Source organism: Thermoanaerobaculia bacterium, from assembly GCA_018057705.1.
In the GTDB taxonomy this organism is placed as follows: domain Bacteria; phylum Acidobacteriota; class Thermoanaerobaculia; order Multivoradales; family JAGPDF01; genus JAGPDF01.
On sequence record JAGPDF010000090.1, the window covers coordinates 1 to 16,265 of the forward strand.

Sequence of the window (16,265 nt, forward strand, 5' to 3'; positions counted from 1 at the left end):
GACAGCGGGTCGAGGGCCGATCGGCGGCAGAAAGCCTCGAGAAGCGCCTTGCCGGCGCCCCGCCCCTGAACCGACGGGTCGACGCCGAGGACACCGAGATAGTAGTGCGGCGGCGCCGGCTCGTGCGAACGGCAGAGCGCCTCGTACGCCGCCATCCGGCCCCCCAGCCCCGGAGTGTCCGCCTCGAGTCGCGCCCATTCCCCCGCGAACGGCTCCGGCCAGGCCGGCCGCTCGCAGTCGTAACCCATCGCCGCCCCCAGCACCCTCTCCGCCTCGCGCAGCACGAGCGCCGGCATGGCGAGCGCTATCCGCACCCGCAGCAGCAGCGAGAAGAAGCGGCTCGACGCCGGGCCGACACCCTCCGGGCAGGTGCGAAAGAAGTAAGCGATGAGCGCGTCGTGCGCGAAGGCGGCCTTGAGGGCTTCGGCCGCCGGCTCCACATCCGCTGTCGTTGCATTGTCGATCTTCATCCGGCTCTCCCTGGGCGCGGCGGCCGGCGGTCACCGGAGAGCCCGCGACCCACTCTTCCCGCACCTGAAAACTATCCCACCCGGAGCGCTCGGGCGCGTCATCGCCCTCCCCTGGCGGGCGGCTCCGACGGGACCGCGACTCCCCAGAAGTTGAAGGAGGCGAGCCGCCAGCCCGGCAGGTACCGGGAGGAGAGCTGCTCGACGCGGAAGCCTCCCGCCTCGATCAGGGAGGGAGCGTGGCGATTCACGTTGCAGCCGCCGGCGAGCCGCCGCCAAAGAGGATTGATCCTCTCCTGCCAGCGCCGGACGCGCTCGTCGGGAGCGGTTCCGTGCTCGCAGAAGAGAAGCCTCCCCCCCGGCCTGAGAACGCGTCGCGCTTCGGTGAGGGCACGCGGCGCATCGGGAATCGTGCACAGGGTGTAGGTCATGAGGATCGTGTCGACACTCTCGTCGGACAGCGGGATCTCCTCGGCGGAAACCTGCAGGAGCTCGACGGGCAGTGCCGACCTCACGACGGCCTCCTGCGCCAGATCCCACATCTCGGCGGCCGGCTCGAGCGCCCACAGCTTCCGGACAGCGGCGGGATCGTAGTGCGCGAGATTCAGCCCCGAGCCGAATCCGATCTCGAGCACGTCGCCCGCGGCCATCGGCACGACCTTGAGTCGCTGCCGCCGGTGCGTCTCGAGACCACAGACGAAGTGGACGAGCCGGGGGAGGACGAAGCGCTCGTACAGTCCCATGAGACCTTGCCGTCCTGCGACCTCAGGTGGCGGGCGGGCGCATGCGTCCGCGACGGAGTTCTGCACCCGCTGCGGCCTCGCCGACATCGGCGCCCGCCGCGATCAGGAGCTCCCGCAGCACCGAGCGGTGGCAGCGCGTTTCGTCCGCGCAGTAGCAGCCGAGCGCGAAGTCGGTCTGGTGCGAGAGCGCCGCGAGCAGCGCGATCGTGCGGGCGCTCTCCGGCGCCGCCATCTCGCTGCGGAACTTGCGGACGAAACCCTGCCACTGGGCCGGCGTCGTCGCGCTCTGCCCGAGTTGCATCGTCTCGACGCTCGGCGCGAGGTTCGGGTACCAGACGTCGTACCAGTCCTGCGACGCGAACTCGGACTTCGGCACCCCGCGCGGCGGCCGGCGCACCGTACCGATCCGCACCCCCTCGCCTGCCGCTCTGGGGCTCCCGAGCCTCACGATTCGAACGGCCATGGTCGCCCGCCCCTCTCAGCCCGCCGGATCCGGATCGCCGCCGGCCGCCGCCTCCCGGCCCAGGAACCGAAGCCAGAGGAAGCCGAGCGTGCCGGCGGTCAACGACGCCAGGAGAATCGCCATCTTCGAAGAGTTCAGGGCAGCCGGCTCGCCGGCGAACGCGAGATTGGTGATGAAGATCGACATCGTGAATCCGATGCCACCGAGAATGCCGGCGCCGAAGATGTGCCGCCACGAGAGGCCCGTCGGCAGCTGGCAGAGGCCGATCGCCACGGCGAGGAACGACAGCAGCACGACGCCCAGGGGCTTGCCCAGCAGGAGGCCCGCGGCGATGCCCAGGCTGTTCATGCTGGCGAGGCCCTGCACCCAGTCCCCTCCGAGAACGACGCCGGTATTGGCCAGGGCGAAAAGCGGCAGGACGATGAAGGCGACCGGCTTGTGCAGGAGATGCTCGAGCTTGTGCGAGGGCGACGCCTGGTCCTCGTCCTTCGCAGAGTAGGGAATCGCGAAAGCCAGCGCGACGCTGGCGATGGTGGCATGCACGCCCGACTGGAGCATGAAGTACCACATCACCGCGCCGCCGAGCAGGTACGGCACGCGGGACATGACGCGGAGAAAGCGGTTCAACACCACGAGCACGGTCCAGACCGCCAGGGCGCCGAGGAGGTACGCGAGCGAGAACTTCGTCGTGTAGACGGCGGCGATGATGACGATCGCGCCGAGGTCGTCCATGACCGCGAAAGCGACGACGAAGACCTTGAGCGACGCCGGGACGCGCTTTCCCAGGATGGCGAGAACCGCGAGAGCGAAGGCGATGTCGGTGGCCATCGGGATTCCGATGCCGGCCTGCGAAGGTGTTCCCGCGTTGAGGGCGAAGTGGATCGCCGCCGGTGCGACCATGCCACCGACCGCCGCGAACATCGGCAGCAGCGCGTTCTTGATGTTCGAGAGCTCGCCGCTGTAGAGCTCGCGCTCGAGCTCGAGGCCGATGAGCAGGAAGAAAACCGCCATCAGCCCGTCGTTGATCCAGTGCTCGAGGGTGAGACTGCCGAGCTTCGTCTGCCAGAAGGCGAGGTACCGTCCCCCGAACGACGAATTGGTGATCGCGAGCGCGAGCGCCGTGCAGAACATCAACAGCACGCCGCTCGACTTTTCCGAGTCGAAGAACTTGTTGAACGTGTTCGACAGTTTGCGCTGTTCGGTTTCCATGGCCCTCGTCAGGTCGTTGGAGAAAGGACGTGCATTCGTCGCACGGAGCCCCTGACGATACCAAGTTCGGTGACGCCCGGAACGCTCGTGCCACGCGCATCCTCCTGCGCCGCTCGCGTCAGGAGGGCTGGCGCGGAGCTCTGCCTCTCCCGGGGCGTTTCGCCGCCGCCTTCGGCGGGCTCTGCGCGACCCGCAACTTCACGATCCGCGTGATGAGCTCGTAAGGGATCGGCTGATCGAGCGGAAAGCGGAGATTGCCCTTCTCGCCGGCATAGGGCGCGAGCTCTCTCTCCAGCGCGGCGTCTCCCCTCGCCGGGGGGTAGAGACCGATGTGGTGCTTGAAGGCAGCGAAATGGACCAGGTTTCCGTTCAGCTTGAAAGTCGGGATCTGGTAGCTGATTGCCTCCTGCGCGGCGGGCGCCGCCTCCTGGACGATCTCCCGGATGCGCCCGAGAATCGCCCGCACCGCCAGCGGGAAGCCGGCGATGTACTCGTCGATCGTGGTGGGCTTCGTCTGGCCTTCGTTCATTCGTCCTCCCTCGCGGCCTCGGCCGCTCGAGCGCCCGCGGCGCGGGCCGTTACGCCAGACGCTCTCCCCTGCGCACCGTCACCGGCGAGCCGTCGGCGAGAAACGCCGAGGCCGGCGGGCCGGAGAGGAAGCCGGCGAACGGCGCGCCGTAGAGGGCTCCGACATCGCACTCGAAGCGGGATTCGAGCGCCGGGCTCACCCGCCACTGCGGATGCTCCACCTGGTACTCGACCGTCCCGCCGTCGCGCTGGCGCGCGTAGCCCCAGTAGTGCTCGGTGATGAAGGTCTCCTCCGAGTCGGCCGGCGGAATTCCCGGCGGGGTGCTGGCCACGATTCCCACGTTGCACCAGCGCCCGTCGCAACGCCATAGATAGCTGACGCTCCGCTCCGCGTCGGCTTCGTTGTCGACGATCGAATGGCGCATCGGCAGCGCGACATAGTTCTCGTTGTAGAGCGTGCGGGCCACCCAGGCGATCGCGAAGCGCGGCACGATCTCCTTCACGAAGACGACGCCGCGCCGGAAGCCCTCGGGACCCCGGCGCCGGACGTAGAAGCGCAGATTCACCTCTTCGAAATTGCAGTGGCCCGGAATCGCGACACCGAGCACGCGCGTGCGCCGGAAGTGAAAGCCGACCACGCTCACGAGGGCCCGTTCCTGCCACAGATCGAGCTCGGTCCCGGCCGGCACGAGACCGGAGAGAATGACCGGGTCGACCTCGTAGTTGAGCATCACGAGATCGCGCCACTCGGCCGAGAGGAAGCGGGAGGTCATCTCGGAAACATCGGTTCGTGCGTCAGGAACAGGCCCATCGCTCCAGAGCTCATCCCAGCAGTCCCGGATTGCGCTTCCAGATCGCCCAGGTGAGCGCCGCGGCGAAGGTCACCCAGGCGAGATAGGGCAGGAGGAGTGCCGCGGCCAGGGGACGCACGCGCCGGAAGGCGATCGCCGTTCCGAGAATGAGAGCCCAGAGCAGCACGATCTCGCCGAACGCCAGCGCCCCCATTCGCCAGACGAAGAAGAGCCAGGTCCAGAGCGCGTTCACCGCCAGTTGGACGAGAAAGAGCGTCAGGGCGAGGCCTCGCCGGCGGAAGCCGCCGTCGCGCCAGACCAGCCAGGCGGCGACCGCCATGAGCAGGTAGAGAACCGTCCAGGCCGGACCGAAGAGCCATGCTGGGGGCGCCCAGTCCGGGCGCACGAGCTGGCGGTAGAAGTCGCCGGCGCTCGCCGAGGCGAAGCCGCCCGCCGCCGCCGCCGCGAAGCAGACCGCGAGCCAGCCCAGGAGACCGAGAACCTGCCTGCGCATCGCATACCCCGCCATGAGCCCCCCTTGGTCAGCGAACGGTTGAAGTCTAGCGCTCGGACGGGACCCAGGGCGGCCCGCGGACTCGACGTGCCGATCGATCAGGATCCTGTTCCCGGAGGGATCCGGACAGGGACGACTTGGCTCCACCTGGTGCCGCTCCCCGGCCGCGCGCCGGGCGAGCGGCTGGCGGCCCCTTCTGCCGTCACTTCTTCACCGGCGGGTAGAGCCGCCGGATCTCGGATACGGAACGGGCGACGAGCTGCTCGAGGACGGGAAGCTGGATGTCGGACAGGCGCCGGACGTACAGGCAGGCCTTGCCGATCTTGTGCCGGCCGAGCCCGGCCAGGAGAGCGCGCGCTTCCGCGCTCTCGTAGCCGGGCATGAGATAGATGCTGATGTCGCCCTTGCGGGAGGAGAAGCCGACGAGGCAGGAATCGCCCTCGTGGCCGCTCGCGTACTTGTAGTGGTAGCTGCCGAACCCGACGATGCTCGCGCCCCACATCCGTGGCGGGCAGCCCGAAATCCGCTCCATGAGAGCGGCGATCACCTTGCAGTCCTCGCGTCTCGACTCGTCCGCGATGCCGGCCAGGTAACTCTCGATGGTCGCTTCCGTCGGCTTCGTCTTGGCCTCGTACACGATTGCCTCCGCAATGGGTGGATGGCGCTGCGCTCTTTCCGGGAAGGAAGTCAGATCTCTCTGGCGGCGAGGTGGCGCTCGATGCGGCGGTCCGGAACCAGCCACAGGAGCGCAACCAGCACGAAGATGCACTGGGAGACCCAGGGGCGCCAGAGGGCGGCAGCGATGGCCAGGAGGTAGAGAACCGGCGAGACCTTGCCCTTCCAGTCCCGACCGAGAGCCTGCTTGAGGCCCGAATTCTGCGCCCCTGCGGCGACGATGACGGACTGCAGCACGAAGTAGGCGATCGCCGCCATGAGGAGCACCAGGCCGTAGACCAGTGTCGGCCGGGAGGAGAAGTGGCTCTCACCCATCCAGGCCGTCGCGAACGGAAACAGCGAGAGCCAGAACAGCAGGTGCAGATTCGCCCAGAGCACGGCGCCGGTGACCTTGTGGGTCGCCTGCAGCATGTGGTGATGATTGTTCCAGTAGATGCCGACGTAGACGAAGCTCAACAGATAGCTCAGGAACACCGGCAGGAGAGGGCGCAGGTCGTCGAGACTCTCGCCATGCGGCGCCTTCAGTTCCAGGACCATGATGGTGATGATGATGGCGATCACCCCATCGCTGAACGCTTCGAGTCGCCCCTTGCCCACGCCGCCTCCCGATTCCACCGCTGCCCGAGCCGCGGCCCCGCCGCTACGCCCCGGAAGGCCCCTTCGACCGGAACCCGACGCGGCGATGGCTGCCGTCGCAGAAGGGCTGAATCGCCGTCGCGCCGCACCGGCAGAGCGCCGTCCGTCCCGCGCACTCGATCTCGCTGCCGTCGCGATCCAGAAGCCGGAAGCTCCCCTGCACGAGAAGTGGGCCGTCGGTGCTGGCCTGCAGGGTCGTCGCGACGCCTTCGTCCGTCGCCGCCTCGCGGGCCTCCGCCTGACCCTCCAGAACGTACTGCAGCGCACCGGACGGACAGCGGTCGATGGCCGCCACCACCTCCGCGACGGTCGCTGCCTCCGGCCGCACCCATCGTTTCCGGCGCACGTCGAACACGGCGGGCAGCGCGTTCAGGCAGACTGCCGAATGGATACAGACCCCGGGGTCGAAGGTCACCTGGATCCCGGCCGCGGCGTAGGTCTGGATTCGCTTCCCGCTCATCGCGCGGCATTCTCCTACAGATTGGTCCGTTCTGAATCAGCGCTGTCCTGTGGACTCGCGAGGCCTCGGGCGCCGCACCCACCCTGCCCGACGGGCCGCCGCTGCCCCGCCCCAGACTAGAGTGCGCCGAGCTGCCGCTCCACCTTCAGCGTGCGGTCGAAGTCGACCTGCGCGACGTCGCTCCACGGCACGTACTCGGGGCGCTCGCTGCCGTCGACGAAAATCAGCAGGCCGGCGTTCGCCGACCCGAGATCCCCTGCGCGCTCGAGCTCGAGGGTCTCGCCGCTCTGCAGGGTGACCACGACGCCCGGAGCGCCGCGCTCTGCGCTATCGGAAAGGGCGGAAGGGGCGAGCGGGCCGGAGGGAGCGCTCGGGGGGATTCCCGAGAGCCGCGTGATCGAAGCGATCCCGCCGAAGGGGAGGGTGTAATCGACGCCCTGGGAGGGCGCGTCGAGCGTCTCCGTGGTCTCGCTTTCGTCGAGGTCGAAGACCAGCCGGCCGGCGAGACGGCGGCCGTCGCGGGTGGTGACGCTACCGGTGAGCGGGTGCCCCGGCGGGAAATCGCCGTGGGCGGGCCCGGTCCCGGGGGGAGACGCAGGGCTGAAGTCGACGCGCTCGAAGGCCTCCCAGGAGACGAGCACCCGGCCGTAGCGCCGGTCGTCGACGTAGATCCCGAGGTTGCCCTCGCCGACCTCGCTGCTGCCCGAGAGCACCACCTCGCGACCGTCGAGGAGCGTCACCAGGGAGCTCTCCTCCGAGCGGCGCGCGATGGCGCGGAGCGCGTCGAACCGCAGACTCGTCTTGCCGCCGGCGTCGCGGCCGTCGAGCTCGTCGGAACCGAGGCACTCCCTGCGGTTCCATTGCAGGAAGCCGGTGAAGTCACCCTGCCGCGAGCGCACCGTGCCGTGCAGCCGCTGGGAAGCGGCGGGGATACCCGTGACGCCGGGGTCGGCGAGGAGCTCGATGCTGCGGATCTGCAGGCTGTCGAGGTCGACCGCGTCCCCCCGGGCGTCCCACACCCGCACGCCGTCGTCGAAGTCGCTGGCCTCGAAGCGGTCGAGGTCGAACACGGTCCCGCTCTTGAGCGTCACCCGCACGTCCCGACCGACCGCCTCGATGCGCGCGATTTCGCCGAAGCGCGCCATGAACGGCCGGCCGAGCCCGGCCGGGCGCTCGCGCTGGGCGAGGACCCAACCGAAGAGCTCGATCGGATGGCGCTCCACGGGCAGGCGCTCGGGCGGCACGAGGGCAGCCCACCGATTCTCGTCCTTGAAGCCGTTGAAGTAGTCGCTCCAGAACGCCTCCTGGTCGCCCCCCCAGCGCAACCGCCCTTCATGCTGGGCGCCGCTGGTGGTGGTGATGCGGCCGTAGAGGAAGCCCTGATGGGACTCTTGCGTCCTCGGCGCTGCGTCCGCCGCAGTCTCGTGACCCGACGTCTCCGACCCCTTCGGGATTTCCGGCGCAGCCCTGGTCGCCCGGAGGTCTCCGGTCGAAAGAGGCGCCCGGCTATCGACCTCGCTCCCGCCCGCCCGGTAGATGGCGGCGAGGGCGACGAGAACGGCGATGAGCACCCCGCCCCCGATCGTGGCCCTCTTCATGATCGGCTCTCCGGAGAAGACTCGAATCTCTCGCCGCGATGCGGCTCACTTCGACTACGTGCGGCGTGGCGAGACATTACGCCCAACGGAAGGTGCCCAGCACGGCGAGCGACCCCACGACCAGGGCCACAGCGAGGAGCAACGACACCAACACCGTCCCCCTGGCCCACCGGCTCGCGCCGGGATTCAGGACAACGAAAAGGCCGCCGGAAAAGCAGAGCAGGCCCGTCGCGGCACCGAGACCGAGCACGGCGAAGCCGAAGACGTACGGGTCGATGGCGTAGGCAGCGAAGAGCGCCCCCACCTGGACGACCAGCCAGGCGACGTAGAACCGCGGATCGGACAGGAGCCGCTTCATGGTGGGCTCCGCCGTTCGAGCGACTGCTCAGCCGACGGCTCAGGACGGGTCATCTTCACGACCCTTTCTCGAGGGAACGTCACGCCCAGGGTAGAGCGTGAAGAACACGAATCTGAATTTGCCGAGCCGCATTCCCACGAGATTGGCGAGCAGCACCAGCGCACAGGCGCCGAGGACCTGCTCGATCTGCACGCCGGGAAACCGGGATCCGTGCACTCCTTCTGACTCCGAGAGCGCCCAGGGAAACGCGACCGAGAGCGGCAGGACGAAGAGGGCGAGATGCGACCATCGGCGGCAGAGCAGAAACGCGAGACCCGCGGCGCCGCCGCTCGCCAACCAGAAGCCGATCATGCCGCATCCGATCTCATCGGCACGGCGCCCGTCGGCCAACGGTTCTGGAGCTGAGCGGCCAGCCCCGCCCATCTGTTCGGGCACATCGAGAGCCGACGGGCACCAGGCCGCGTCCGCGCAAACGTAGGGTCAGGCGACGCGGCATCATCGCGTTTCGAAGAAGTACACGTCTTTCGCCAGCTTCTCGACCAGCACATAGCTGCTGCCGTTCTCGTGGTCCGCCCTCTCAGCGGGAGGCTCGACCCCTTCCGACAGGAAGAGCACACCGGAGAGGTTGTCCGCGATCCCGAGCTGAATCACTTCCACGCCGCCTGCGACCCTGTAGCGGACCGCCACGGCTCCCACTTTGGTCATGGAGGTGATGAGGTTCTCGACCTGATCCACACGGAGGCTCCTTTCCGCTAGCGCCTCTGCCAGACTCGCTTTGGGAGAGAAGCGTCCGCCGGGGATGAAGCCCATCACGCTCGAAGGTGCAGCCACGAACACCTGGTCGCCTGCCTTGAGGACGTCGTTGACGCGAAAGGCGACGGGAGCGCCCCAGGCGCCGACCAGCCGCACACCCGCGGCAGCCTCGAACCGGGCCGCCACTTCGGACCAGGAATCCAGGTTCCCCCGGATCTGGTCGCGCCGCTTCTCCACACAGCCCTTTCCACAGTTGAAGACGACGGTCAGCCGGTCCGGGTCCACGCCGAGAATCCGGCACACGGAACCGAAATAGTAGTTCTTGAGTGTCGAGATCTCGTCATGCGTTGCAGCACCCGTCACCTGAAGGTCGAGCGGGCCATAGGGCATGAGGTTGAGGAAGATCTCTTCGAGCGAGACCGCCCCACCGCTCGCAAAACCTCTCGGAACGTCGAGCAGTTCTCGGAACTCGGCCTCGGCGCGAGGGACCGGGAACGGCGGACAGTCCTTGCATCCCGCCTCACCAGGCAGGGGGTGCGCGCAAGCGACGACGAGCATCGCCAACACCACGGCACGGCTCCGAGCTCTCATCTACCTAGTCTCCTCCAGGTCGCCTATCGCCTCGACTCGAGCCGCGCCGGAGGCGAAAGCTGAAGTCAGGAAGCTGCGCCTCGATTGCCACCGAGGCGCCCGTTCCTCCTGCCGGCCGGCGAATCGAAGACCTCCCGGCGAGCATGGCACGCCGACGGATCCCGGCGCTCAGAGGGGCCAGAAACCCCAGATTGAATCGTCTCGAGCTGTGCTCCCTGGGCTTGAGTCGCGCTGCCGAAAGCCGCTCGAGCGGCCGGCTGGAGTCTGTCGCATCTGAACCGCGAGTGAGTCGGGCAGGGAACCGGCGGCGACTACTGTCCACGAAAGAGGTAGGTCATGGTCGGGTTGGGCTCGGAGACCGGGATCATCGATTCGTGAAAGGCACGGCCGCAACTCTTCGACAGAATGGCCTCGAGAGCGCCGAGGCTCGCCTGCTCCGCCGGGCCGTAAGCGATCTCCCCCGTCGTGACGATCAGGGAGAGCGCTGGATTGGCGCCCCGAAAGTCCTCGCGAAAGTACCTCTTCGACTCACACGAGAACATGCCGAGGATCCTGAGCCTCGAGGGACGCTGCCGGAGCGCAGCGAGCACGGGACGCATCGGAAGGCGCAAGAGAGAGTCGACGACCGTCCTCACCCCCGACTGCTCCTCGAATCCGATACTGCCTCCCAGACGCGAGTGGCCCATGTAGAAAACGATGTCGCTGTCGATCAACTCGCGGTGGAAGTGCTCCTGCACCGAGTCGCCGGAGCTGTCCAGCTCTGGACCGGAAGACGGAAGACCCACAGCTTCCGCCTCACCGGCCGCCGCCGAGCTCGTGAAGAGATTCACTTCGACCCTTCGACCTCCGATCGTGCTCGCCAATTCCACGACCGACTTCGAGCGCGAAACGATAGAGAAGCCGCAGGTGGCGAGGTCGCCGCGGCATTCGCTCGTAAGGACATGCGCCATCGCATGCGCGTTGGCACGACCATGGTCTCTTCCCTCGTGCTCGTCGTAGCCGTAGAACATCCCGATTCGCAGCGTGTGGTCGGTTTCGAGCGCCGAGAAGTCCTGCGGACACGAGGCGCCAGGGAGAGCGGCGAGCTTCGCGGCCTGCCGTTCGAGGCTCTCGATGGCCCCGGTCCGCATTGCCTGATCCTCGTCGGGCGTCAGCGACGGATGCACATGCCCATTGGGACCGCCGATGCCTTCGACTCCCCCGACGAAGATGGACGCGCCTGCCAAGGCCGTCGCGATCAGGAGCGCAGGCCAGATCGAGGCCAGGAGTCCGGCTCGATCCCGAGCCGTTCCCCTCCGCCGCTCCCTGCCCCTGACGGACTGGAGCCTCCGGACCGTCCTTGCGCCAACAGCCACGAGGAGGCAGGGGAGCCAGACGAGCACGAGCTCCGTCGTGAAGGCGCGGAGTCCCGACGAGGAGAAGGCTTCGACGATCCCGATCGGAGAGGCGGCAATCGGCCGCCAGGGCAGGAAGAACCGGTGGTTGGAGAACGGGCTGAAGAACGCCACCCCGAGTCCGTCGTCCGTGAGGGCATCGAGGATGCCATGGGAAGCCGTGCTGAGGAAGACGAACGCGAACGCCCACCACCTCCCGGCATCGAGCCGGTTCGCAAGCGGGAGGGCACAACAGGCCAGCAGCAGTGCGAACGGCAGCGAGTGCGTGAGACCGCGGTGCCCGAGCAGCGACTCGTACGGAACGCCCATGAGGAAGCCGACCGCGTCGACATCGGGGACGACGGAGCAGATTCCCGCGACCAGCAGCAGGCGGCTCGAGGTCACCGTGTCGCCGGTCACGGCGCGCACGGCAAGGGAGATGGCTGGATGCGTCAGTACCGTGGGCACGATCGTTTCCGCGAGAACTGGGAGGTCGCTGAAGCGCCGCCGGCGGTCGACTCGCGGCTATCGTTCGGAAGAGTCCGGAGCGTGGCGCCACGATGGGCGAACGGCGAAGCCGGGATGCTGCCGCTCCACCCGAAACGACGCATCGACTCTCAGGCGCCCTCGCGCCCCGGGCGCCGGAGCACGACATGGGTGGCTTTCTCCGAGGCCACGAACGAAACGCATTCGTATCCCAGGGCGCGCACGTCGACCCCATCGAACAGGCGCTCGCCCCCGCCCAGCAGGACGGGCGAGATCGCGAGATGCAGCTCGTCGATGAGGCCCGAGCGCAGATACTGCTGGATGGTGCTGGGTCCGCCGCCAATGCGCACATCCTTGCCGTCGGCGGCGGCGCGCGCCCGGTCGAGCGCCTCGTGAACTCCTCCCGTGACGAAGTGGAAGGTCGTTCCGCCTGCCATCTGGATGGGCGGGCGCGCGTGGTGAGTCAGGATGAACGTCGGCACGTGATACGGCGGTTCATCCCCCCACCAGCCTTTCCAGTTCTCATCGGGCCAGGCGCCGCGCACCGGTCCGAACATGTTCCTTCCGAGAATCCAGGAGCCGACATTCTCGAAGCCCCGCGCCGCGAAGTCGTCATCGATCCCCGTCGTGCCGAAGTCGGCGCCGAACAGGGTCTTCTGGATCGTGCGGGTCGGGAAGAGCCACTGGTGCAGATCCGCCCCGCCTAGCCCGAGCGGATTCGCGAGGTCCTGATGCGGACCGGCTCCGTAGCCGTCGAGCGAGAGGGTGAAGCTCTCGACGCGAACGCGTGTCATCTTCAGGCCTTCCTTTCGATCGACGCAGAACGGATCATGAGCTCAGCGCCGAATGCGCCTAGCGCGGCCATTCAGCAGGAGCGACGATTCAGGCGACGATCGAGGAGGCATCGCTCTGAGTTCTCCCGGAACTCGCGAGAGCTTGCCACGCCTCGTAGACGAGGTAAAGCGAATAGAAACGAAGCGCGACGTGAACGACGAGCGCACGGTGCACGCCCGAGCCGGGAGCCGTCGTGATCAGTTGGTTGAGGTTCACGAGCGCGGCCAGGGTGAGCCAGGCAGCCGCGACGCAGAGGCTCTCCCGGCCCGGCCGCACCAGGAGGAACACCAGGACCGCACCGACAATCACCACCTCGATGGCCACCTCGAAGTACAGTCCCTCGAACAGTCCGAAGAGTATCCAGAGTGAGTAGCCGAGGAGAGCGCCCGAAACTCTCGCGACAAGAAGGCGCCTCCCCTTCAGCACCTTCAACAGAAGCCAGGTGGAAAGGCCTACTGTCACCGCCGGAATCAGGGCATTGATTTTGGAGTACTGACCCAGCGCAGTGCCCGCGATCATTCCGAGAGCGGTCTTCCAGGTGAACTTCTGGCTCGGCTCCTTCTCGGCTTGCGTTCCGGAGACCACGGAATGCGGACCGCGCTGGCGAATCAGTTCTTCCCGCCCTTGCTCGGGCAGCTTCTCGAAACACTCGACACAGATTCCAGGGGTACGGAACCAATGCTCGGATGGAAGCCTTCTTCCGCACGCGTCGCAAAGGAGGTCGTTCACGGTCGTCGTGGCTCCCGACGGACATGCAAGCGGCCCCGGAGTGGAGCGGCGCGGCAAGCTACCGAATCGGCGAAGCCGGGCCGAGCGCGCCCAACGCGTCCGCTCGAGCGACTCGCTGGCCGGAGGGCCATTAGCGGTTCAACTCTGGATACACGCGGCACCAAGCGTAGTTGAGGTCGCCGCCGACCAGCAGCGCTTCGACCTCGATCGGCTTGCCCCGCGGATCGTCGAAAACACCGCTTTGGCGGATGCGCGGTAGCGCATGGGAATCTCATAGGCCGAGCCGTCGAATCGCTTCGCCTTGAGCGTCACGACGTCGTTGGCGACAGCGTAGGCATCCAGGGACCAGAAGGGCGGCTGCGGCTCAGGCGGCGCATGGCAGCAGGACGCACTCAGCTCGTAGTAGCGAGAGTCGGGCATGAGAACTAGAAAGCCAGTGTCGATCTCGCTGACGCCTTCGAGGCCGGGTTCGTAGCACTTCTTCCAGATGCCCTCGAAGCGCCCTGCCGCCTGCGCGCCGGCCGCAAGGATTGCGGTCCCTCCCACGACGACCAGGAGCAGGAAGCAGGCTGTGACAATCCTCATCTGTCTCCCCCGCCGGCTAACGGCTCATGAGTAGTGCGGCGAACGAACGCAGTCCGCTCGCCCGCTGCAACGAACTGTCGGCTGACGCGCCATTACAGTTGCCGAAAGTACGCAATGCCAGGAGAGAGATCGGCCAAGAGCTCGCTCGAGAGCTCTGCCTCATGGAGCAGCCCATCAGCGACAGCTCGAGAAACTGCCGCTGATTCGAGGCCGCGCTGATAGAGGCCCCAGATCTCGCGCTGCTCGGTTTGGTGGTAGGTGTGAATGGCTTCGTTGAGACCGAAGGAATCGAGCTGATTCGAACGCCACAAGGAGAAGTTGGCCTCGAGCTTCTCCAACGCTGCCCGAAGCGCCCGCTCGTGCGCGATTCGCGAGAGCCGCCTCAGCTCCCTCTTGCCCTTCGGGCTGTTCCTGAAGTTGCTCTCTTGCATCGTCGTCTAACGGATCTGGAGCTGAGCGGCGCGCCACCATTGACGACCCGCGAAGCGGACCGCGGGCGCCCAACGCGTCCGCTCGAACGACTGGCTAGACGGCGGCAAGAGATGTCTCATAGGTCCTCGGGACGAAGTCCAGTGTGCTTCGCGATTCGAGCGAGCATCTTGGGGCCGATCTCTTCGCTGTCATGAAAGGCGAAAACCGAGTCAGGCCAACCTTCGCGCCGCAGGGTTCGGTGGGAACCAGATTGTCTATGAACCTGCCAACCAAGGCGAAGAAGCGCTGCAAGGACACGGCTGGCCTTGACGGCCGGCCAACGGCTCATGCAGCCGGCACCACAAATCGGATCGGCTGGGGGCGCGCCTCGCCCTGCTCAATCTGTTCCGCGACCACCCGCAAGGCCAGGACTTCCGCCTTAGCCATTGCCTCATTCTCGGTGGCCCCATAGACGAGGACACCGGGAAGTTGAGGCACTTCAGCCAGCCAGCGTCCATCTTCCTCACGCTCGCACTCGAGGCTGAGTTCCATAGTCAGATCTCCAATCACAACGACCGATTGTACCGCCGTCTAACGGATCTGGAGCTCAGCGGCGCGCGGAGCGCGTCCGCTGGAGCGACTTGTTAGGCCGAGCGCCACTCACGAGTGGGAACGAATCGGGGCTGTCGATCGAGTCGAGGTGCAAGTCGATGTCGAGCGCTGGCCAGTACAGGTGGTGCGGTACAGGGCGCTCCAGGTTCGACAACTGGGAAATTGTTGCTTCGGCAAACCAAGGGAACTGGCGAAACGAGACGAATACCTCGCGCTCGTCGAGCAGCACCCAGAACCCGTGCTGAGAGACATTCGTGACCTCAGGAACCGAAGTGTTCAGTCCAAGCTTTTCTGATTTCATCCTCGTGCTCCTCGACCAGGCGAAGTGCTTCGCGCAACTTGCGCTCGCTGAGACCGTAGTTTCGCGCCAGTTCGATCTTCGGCTCGAGCCAGAACTTGGCCTCGCCCCCCGCGCCGAGGGCGTGAACGTGCACTCGCATCTCTTCTCGAGAGAAGAAGAAGAACCGCAGGCCCGAAGCCCTGAAGATCGTTGGGCTCACGTCAAGAGCGTAGCATCCGCAGCAAGCGTTCCCCGCGCGGCCTAACGGATCCGGAGCTGAGCGGCGCGCCACCATTGGCGACCCGCGAAGCGGACCGCTGCAGCTGAACGCGCCCGCTCGAGCGACTGGTTGGACGGCCAGTTACGATAGTTCGGTGTCATCCTTGCTCCGCTTCTGTCGGTGCCAGGACGCAGATAGGCGGCGGGCACCAAAGAGCAACCACAGACCAACGAGCGCTTCGAAGAACACCGGCAGGAACGATCTCCAGTTCGCCTCAATATAGTGAGTCCGCTCCATCTCGCGACCACCCTTCGACAAAGCCAGCAGAACGACGGCGGTTGCAGCAACATTGGGAATTGCGTAGGCAAGTAGCCAAGCGCCAACCAGCGAGAACCCGACCGCTTGCAGACCTGAGGTCGTCAAGGGACTGCCCGGTTCTCTTGGTGCGAACTCGAGAAGTCGCAAGACTGAACGTGTTGCAAAAAGCAATGTGCCACCAATGCCGAAGATGAAGACAGCGGTGAGCAACTGAGTTGTGTAGATGGCTTCGCTATTCGCGATGCCGCCATACTGCTCATCCGTCATGTTTCCAAGGGCAAGCACGTTCGGGATCATCAGGACGGCTGAAACAACCCAGTACAGTCCCAGAATCTTCAGCAGAACCCACGCGAGCTCGCGCGCGGTCAGGGGTGTCTGATACGCGGGTGTCGGTTCCATGGCCGGCTAGACAGTATGGCTTCCGACGAACCGGCGCAGTAGTGGTCTGCCCCTTGAGGGTTCGTGGATTGCGCTGGGTTTGGACACTTGGCGCAGAGCCATGATCAAGGAGGCAGACCGTGGAAAAGGCTAACACTGTCGTGAGTTTCGTGGGAATGGATGTCCACAAGGAGTCGATCGACGTGACGGTGGCCGAGGAAGGGCCCTCGGGGGAGGTCCGGCACGTGGGTAC

Annotated in this window: 23 protein-coding genes; all 23 read right to left on the reverse strand. The window is 66.6% G+C overall.

Translation table 11 applies throughout. The features are described 5' to 3' along the window. On the reverse strand, positions 1–470 hold a 470-nt coding region (locus tag KBI44_18855), incomplete at its 3' end, for a GNAT family N-acetyltransferase (protein MBP9146545.1). A gap of 98 nt (positions 471–568) precedes the next feature. Next, entirely contained in the window at positions 569–1,210 is a 642-nt protein-coding gene (locus KBI44_18860; GenBank protein MBP9146546.1) for a class I SAM-dependent methyltransferase, read from the reverse strand. Positions 1,211–1,232: 22 nt separating this feature from the next. Continuing rightward, entirely contained in the window at positions 1,233–1,673 is a 441-nt protein-coding gene (locus KBI44_18865; protein ID MBP9146547.1) for a DUF488 family protein, read from the reverse strand. Between the two features lie 15 nt (positions 1,674–1,688). Then, positions 1,689–2,882, reverse strand: a complete 1,194-nt coding sequence (gene nhaA, locus KBI44_18870) for a Na+/H+ antiporter NhaA (protein ID MBP9146548.1) — start codon at positions 2,880–2,882, stop codon at positions 1,689–1,691. A gap of 118 nt (positions 2,883–3,000) precedes the next feature. Further along, positions 3,001–3,411, reverse strand: a complete 411-nt coding sequence (locus tag KBI44_18875) for a DUF1801 domain-containing protein (protein ID MBP9146549.1) — start codon at positions 3,409–3,411, stop codon at positions 3,001–3,003. 49 nt (positions 3,412–3,460) lie between these two features. Continuing rightward, on the reverse strand, positions 3,461–4,183 hold the full coding sequence (locus KBI44_18880) for a DUF2071 domain-containing protein (protein ID MBP9146550.1): 723 nt from the start codon (positions 4,181–4,183) through the stop codon (positions 3,461–3,463). Positions 4,184–4,232: 49 nt separating this feature from the next. After that, positions 4,233–4,730, reverse strand: coding sequence for a tryptophan-rich sensory protein (locus KBI44_18885; GenBank protein MBP9146551.1), 498 nt, complete (start codon positions 4,728–4,730; stop codon positions 4,233–4,235). Positions 4,731–4,917: 187 nt separating this feature from the next. Then, the gene (locus tag KBI44_18890; protein ID MBP9146552.1) at positions 4,918–5,352 is read right to left on the reverse strand and encodes a DUF1801 domain-containing protein; all 435 of its coding nucleotides are present in this window, start codon (positions 5,350–5,352) and stop codon (positions 4,918–4,920) included. A 50-nt stretch (positions 5,353–5,402) separates the two neighbouring features. Beyond that, positions 5,403–5,987: a DUF1211 domain-containing protein gene (locus KBI44_18895; protein MBP9146553.1), complete on the reverse strand. Its 585-nt coding sequence runs from the start codon at positions 5,985–5,987 to the stop codon at positions 5,403–5,405. A 43-nt stretch (positions 5,988–6,030) separates the two neighbouring features. After that, on the reverse strand, positions 6,031–6,486 hold the full coding sequence (locus tag KBI44_18900; protein ID MBP9146554.1) for a (4Fe-4S)-binding protein: 456 nt from the start codon (positions 6,484–6,486) through the stop codon (positions 6,031–6,033). A gap of 116 nt (positions 6,487–6,602) precedes the next feature. After that, positions 6,603–8,084 carry a hypothetical protein gene (locus KBI44_18905; protein ID MBP9146555.1) on the reverse strand — a complete coding sequence of 494 codons (1,482 nt, stop codon included), beginning with the start codon at positions 8,082–8,084 and terminating at the stop codon, positions 6,603–6,605. A 76-nt stretch (positions 8,085–8,160) separates the two neighbouring features. Continuing rightward, complete coding sequence (locus KBI44_18910) at positions 8,161–8,442, reverse strand: hypothetical protein (GenBank protein ID MBP9146556.1); 282 nt, start codon at positions 8,440–8,442, stop codon at positions 8,161–8,163. A 39-nt stretch (positions 8,443–8,481) separates the two neighbouring features. Continuing rightward, positions 8,482–8,793 carry a hypothetical protein gene (locus tag KBI44_18915; protein ID MBP9146557.1) on the reverse strand — a complete coding sequence of 104 codons (312 nt, stop codon included), beginning with the start codon at positions 8,791–8,793 and terminating at the stop codon, positions 8,482–8,484. Between the two features lie 144 nt (positions 8,794–8,937). Beyond that, on the reverse strand, positions 8,938–9,786 hold the full coding sequence (locus KBI44_18920) for a hypothetical protein (GenBank protein MBP9146558.1): 849 nt from the start codon (positions 9,784–9,786) through the stop codon (positions 8,938–8,940). Between the two features lie 311 nt (positions 9,787–10,097). After that, positions 10,098–11,627 (reverse strand): metal-dependent hydrolase, encoded by a 1,530-nt coding sequence (locus tag KBI44_18925; GenBank protein ID MBP9146559.1) that lies wholly within the window; start codon positions 11,625–11,627, stop codon positions 10,098–10,100. 149 nt (positions 11,628–11,776) lie between these two features. Next, positions 11,777–12,439, reverse strand: a complete 663-nt coding sequence (locus tag KBI44_18930; GenBank protein MBP9146560.1) for a dihydrofolate reductase family protein — start codon at positions 12,437–12,439, stop codon at positions 11,777–11,779. A gap of 88 nt (positions 12,440–12,527) precedes the next feature. After that, positions 12,528–12,998: a hypothetical protein gene (locus KBI44_18935; protein MBP9146561.1), complete on the reverse strand. Its 471-nt coding sequence runs from the start codon at positions 12,996–12,998 to the stop codon at positions 12,528–12,530. A 348-nt stretch (positions 12,999–13,346) separates the two neighbouring features. After that, positions 13,347–13,793: a hypothetical protein gene (locus tag KBI44_18940; GenBank protein ID MBP9146562.1), complete on the reverse strand. Its 447-nt coding sequence runs from the start codon at positions 13,791–13,793 to the stop codon at positions 13,347–13,349. Between the two features lie 547 nt (positions 13,794–14,340). Then, the gene (locus KBI44_18945) at positions 14,341–14,553 is read right to left on the reverse strand and encodes a type II toxin-antitoxin system HicA family toxin (protein ID MBP9146563.1); all 213 of its coding nucleotides are present in this window, start codon (positions 14,551–14,553) and stop codon (positions 14,341–14,343) included. Continuing rightward, a complete protein-coding gene (locus KBI44_18950; protein ID MBP9146564.1) occupies positions 14,550–14,756 on the reverse strand; it encodes a type II toxin-antitoxin system HicB family antitoxin in 207 nt (68 codons plus the stop codon). Before KBI44_18950 ends, KBI44_18945 begins: the two co-directional genes overlap by 4 nt. Before the next feature lie 55 nt (positions 14,757–14,811). After that, positions 14,812–15,117, reverse strand: a complete 306-nt coding sequence (locus KBI44_18955) for a DUF2442 domain-containing protein (protein MBP9146565.1) — start codon at positions 15,115–15,117, stop codon at positions 14,812–14,814. Next, positions 15,077–15,316 (reverse strand): DUF4160 domain-containing protein, encoded by a 240-nt coding sequence (locus tag KBI44_18960; GenBank protein MBP9146566.1) that lies wholly within the window; start codon positions 15,314–15,316, stop codon positions 15,077–15,079. The genes KBI44_18955 and KBI44_18960 overlap by 41 nt, the downstream gene beginning before the upstream one ends. Before the next feature lie 141 nt (positions 15,317–15,457). Then, on the reverse strand, positions 15,458–16,033 hold the full coding sequence (locus tag KBI44_18965; protein ID MBP9146567.1) for a hypothetical protein: 576 nt from the start codon (positions 16,031–16,033) through the stop codon (positions 15,458–15,460). Between the last annotated feature and the right edge of the window lie 232 nt (positions 16,034–16,265).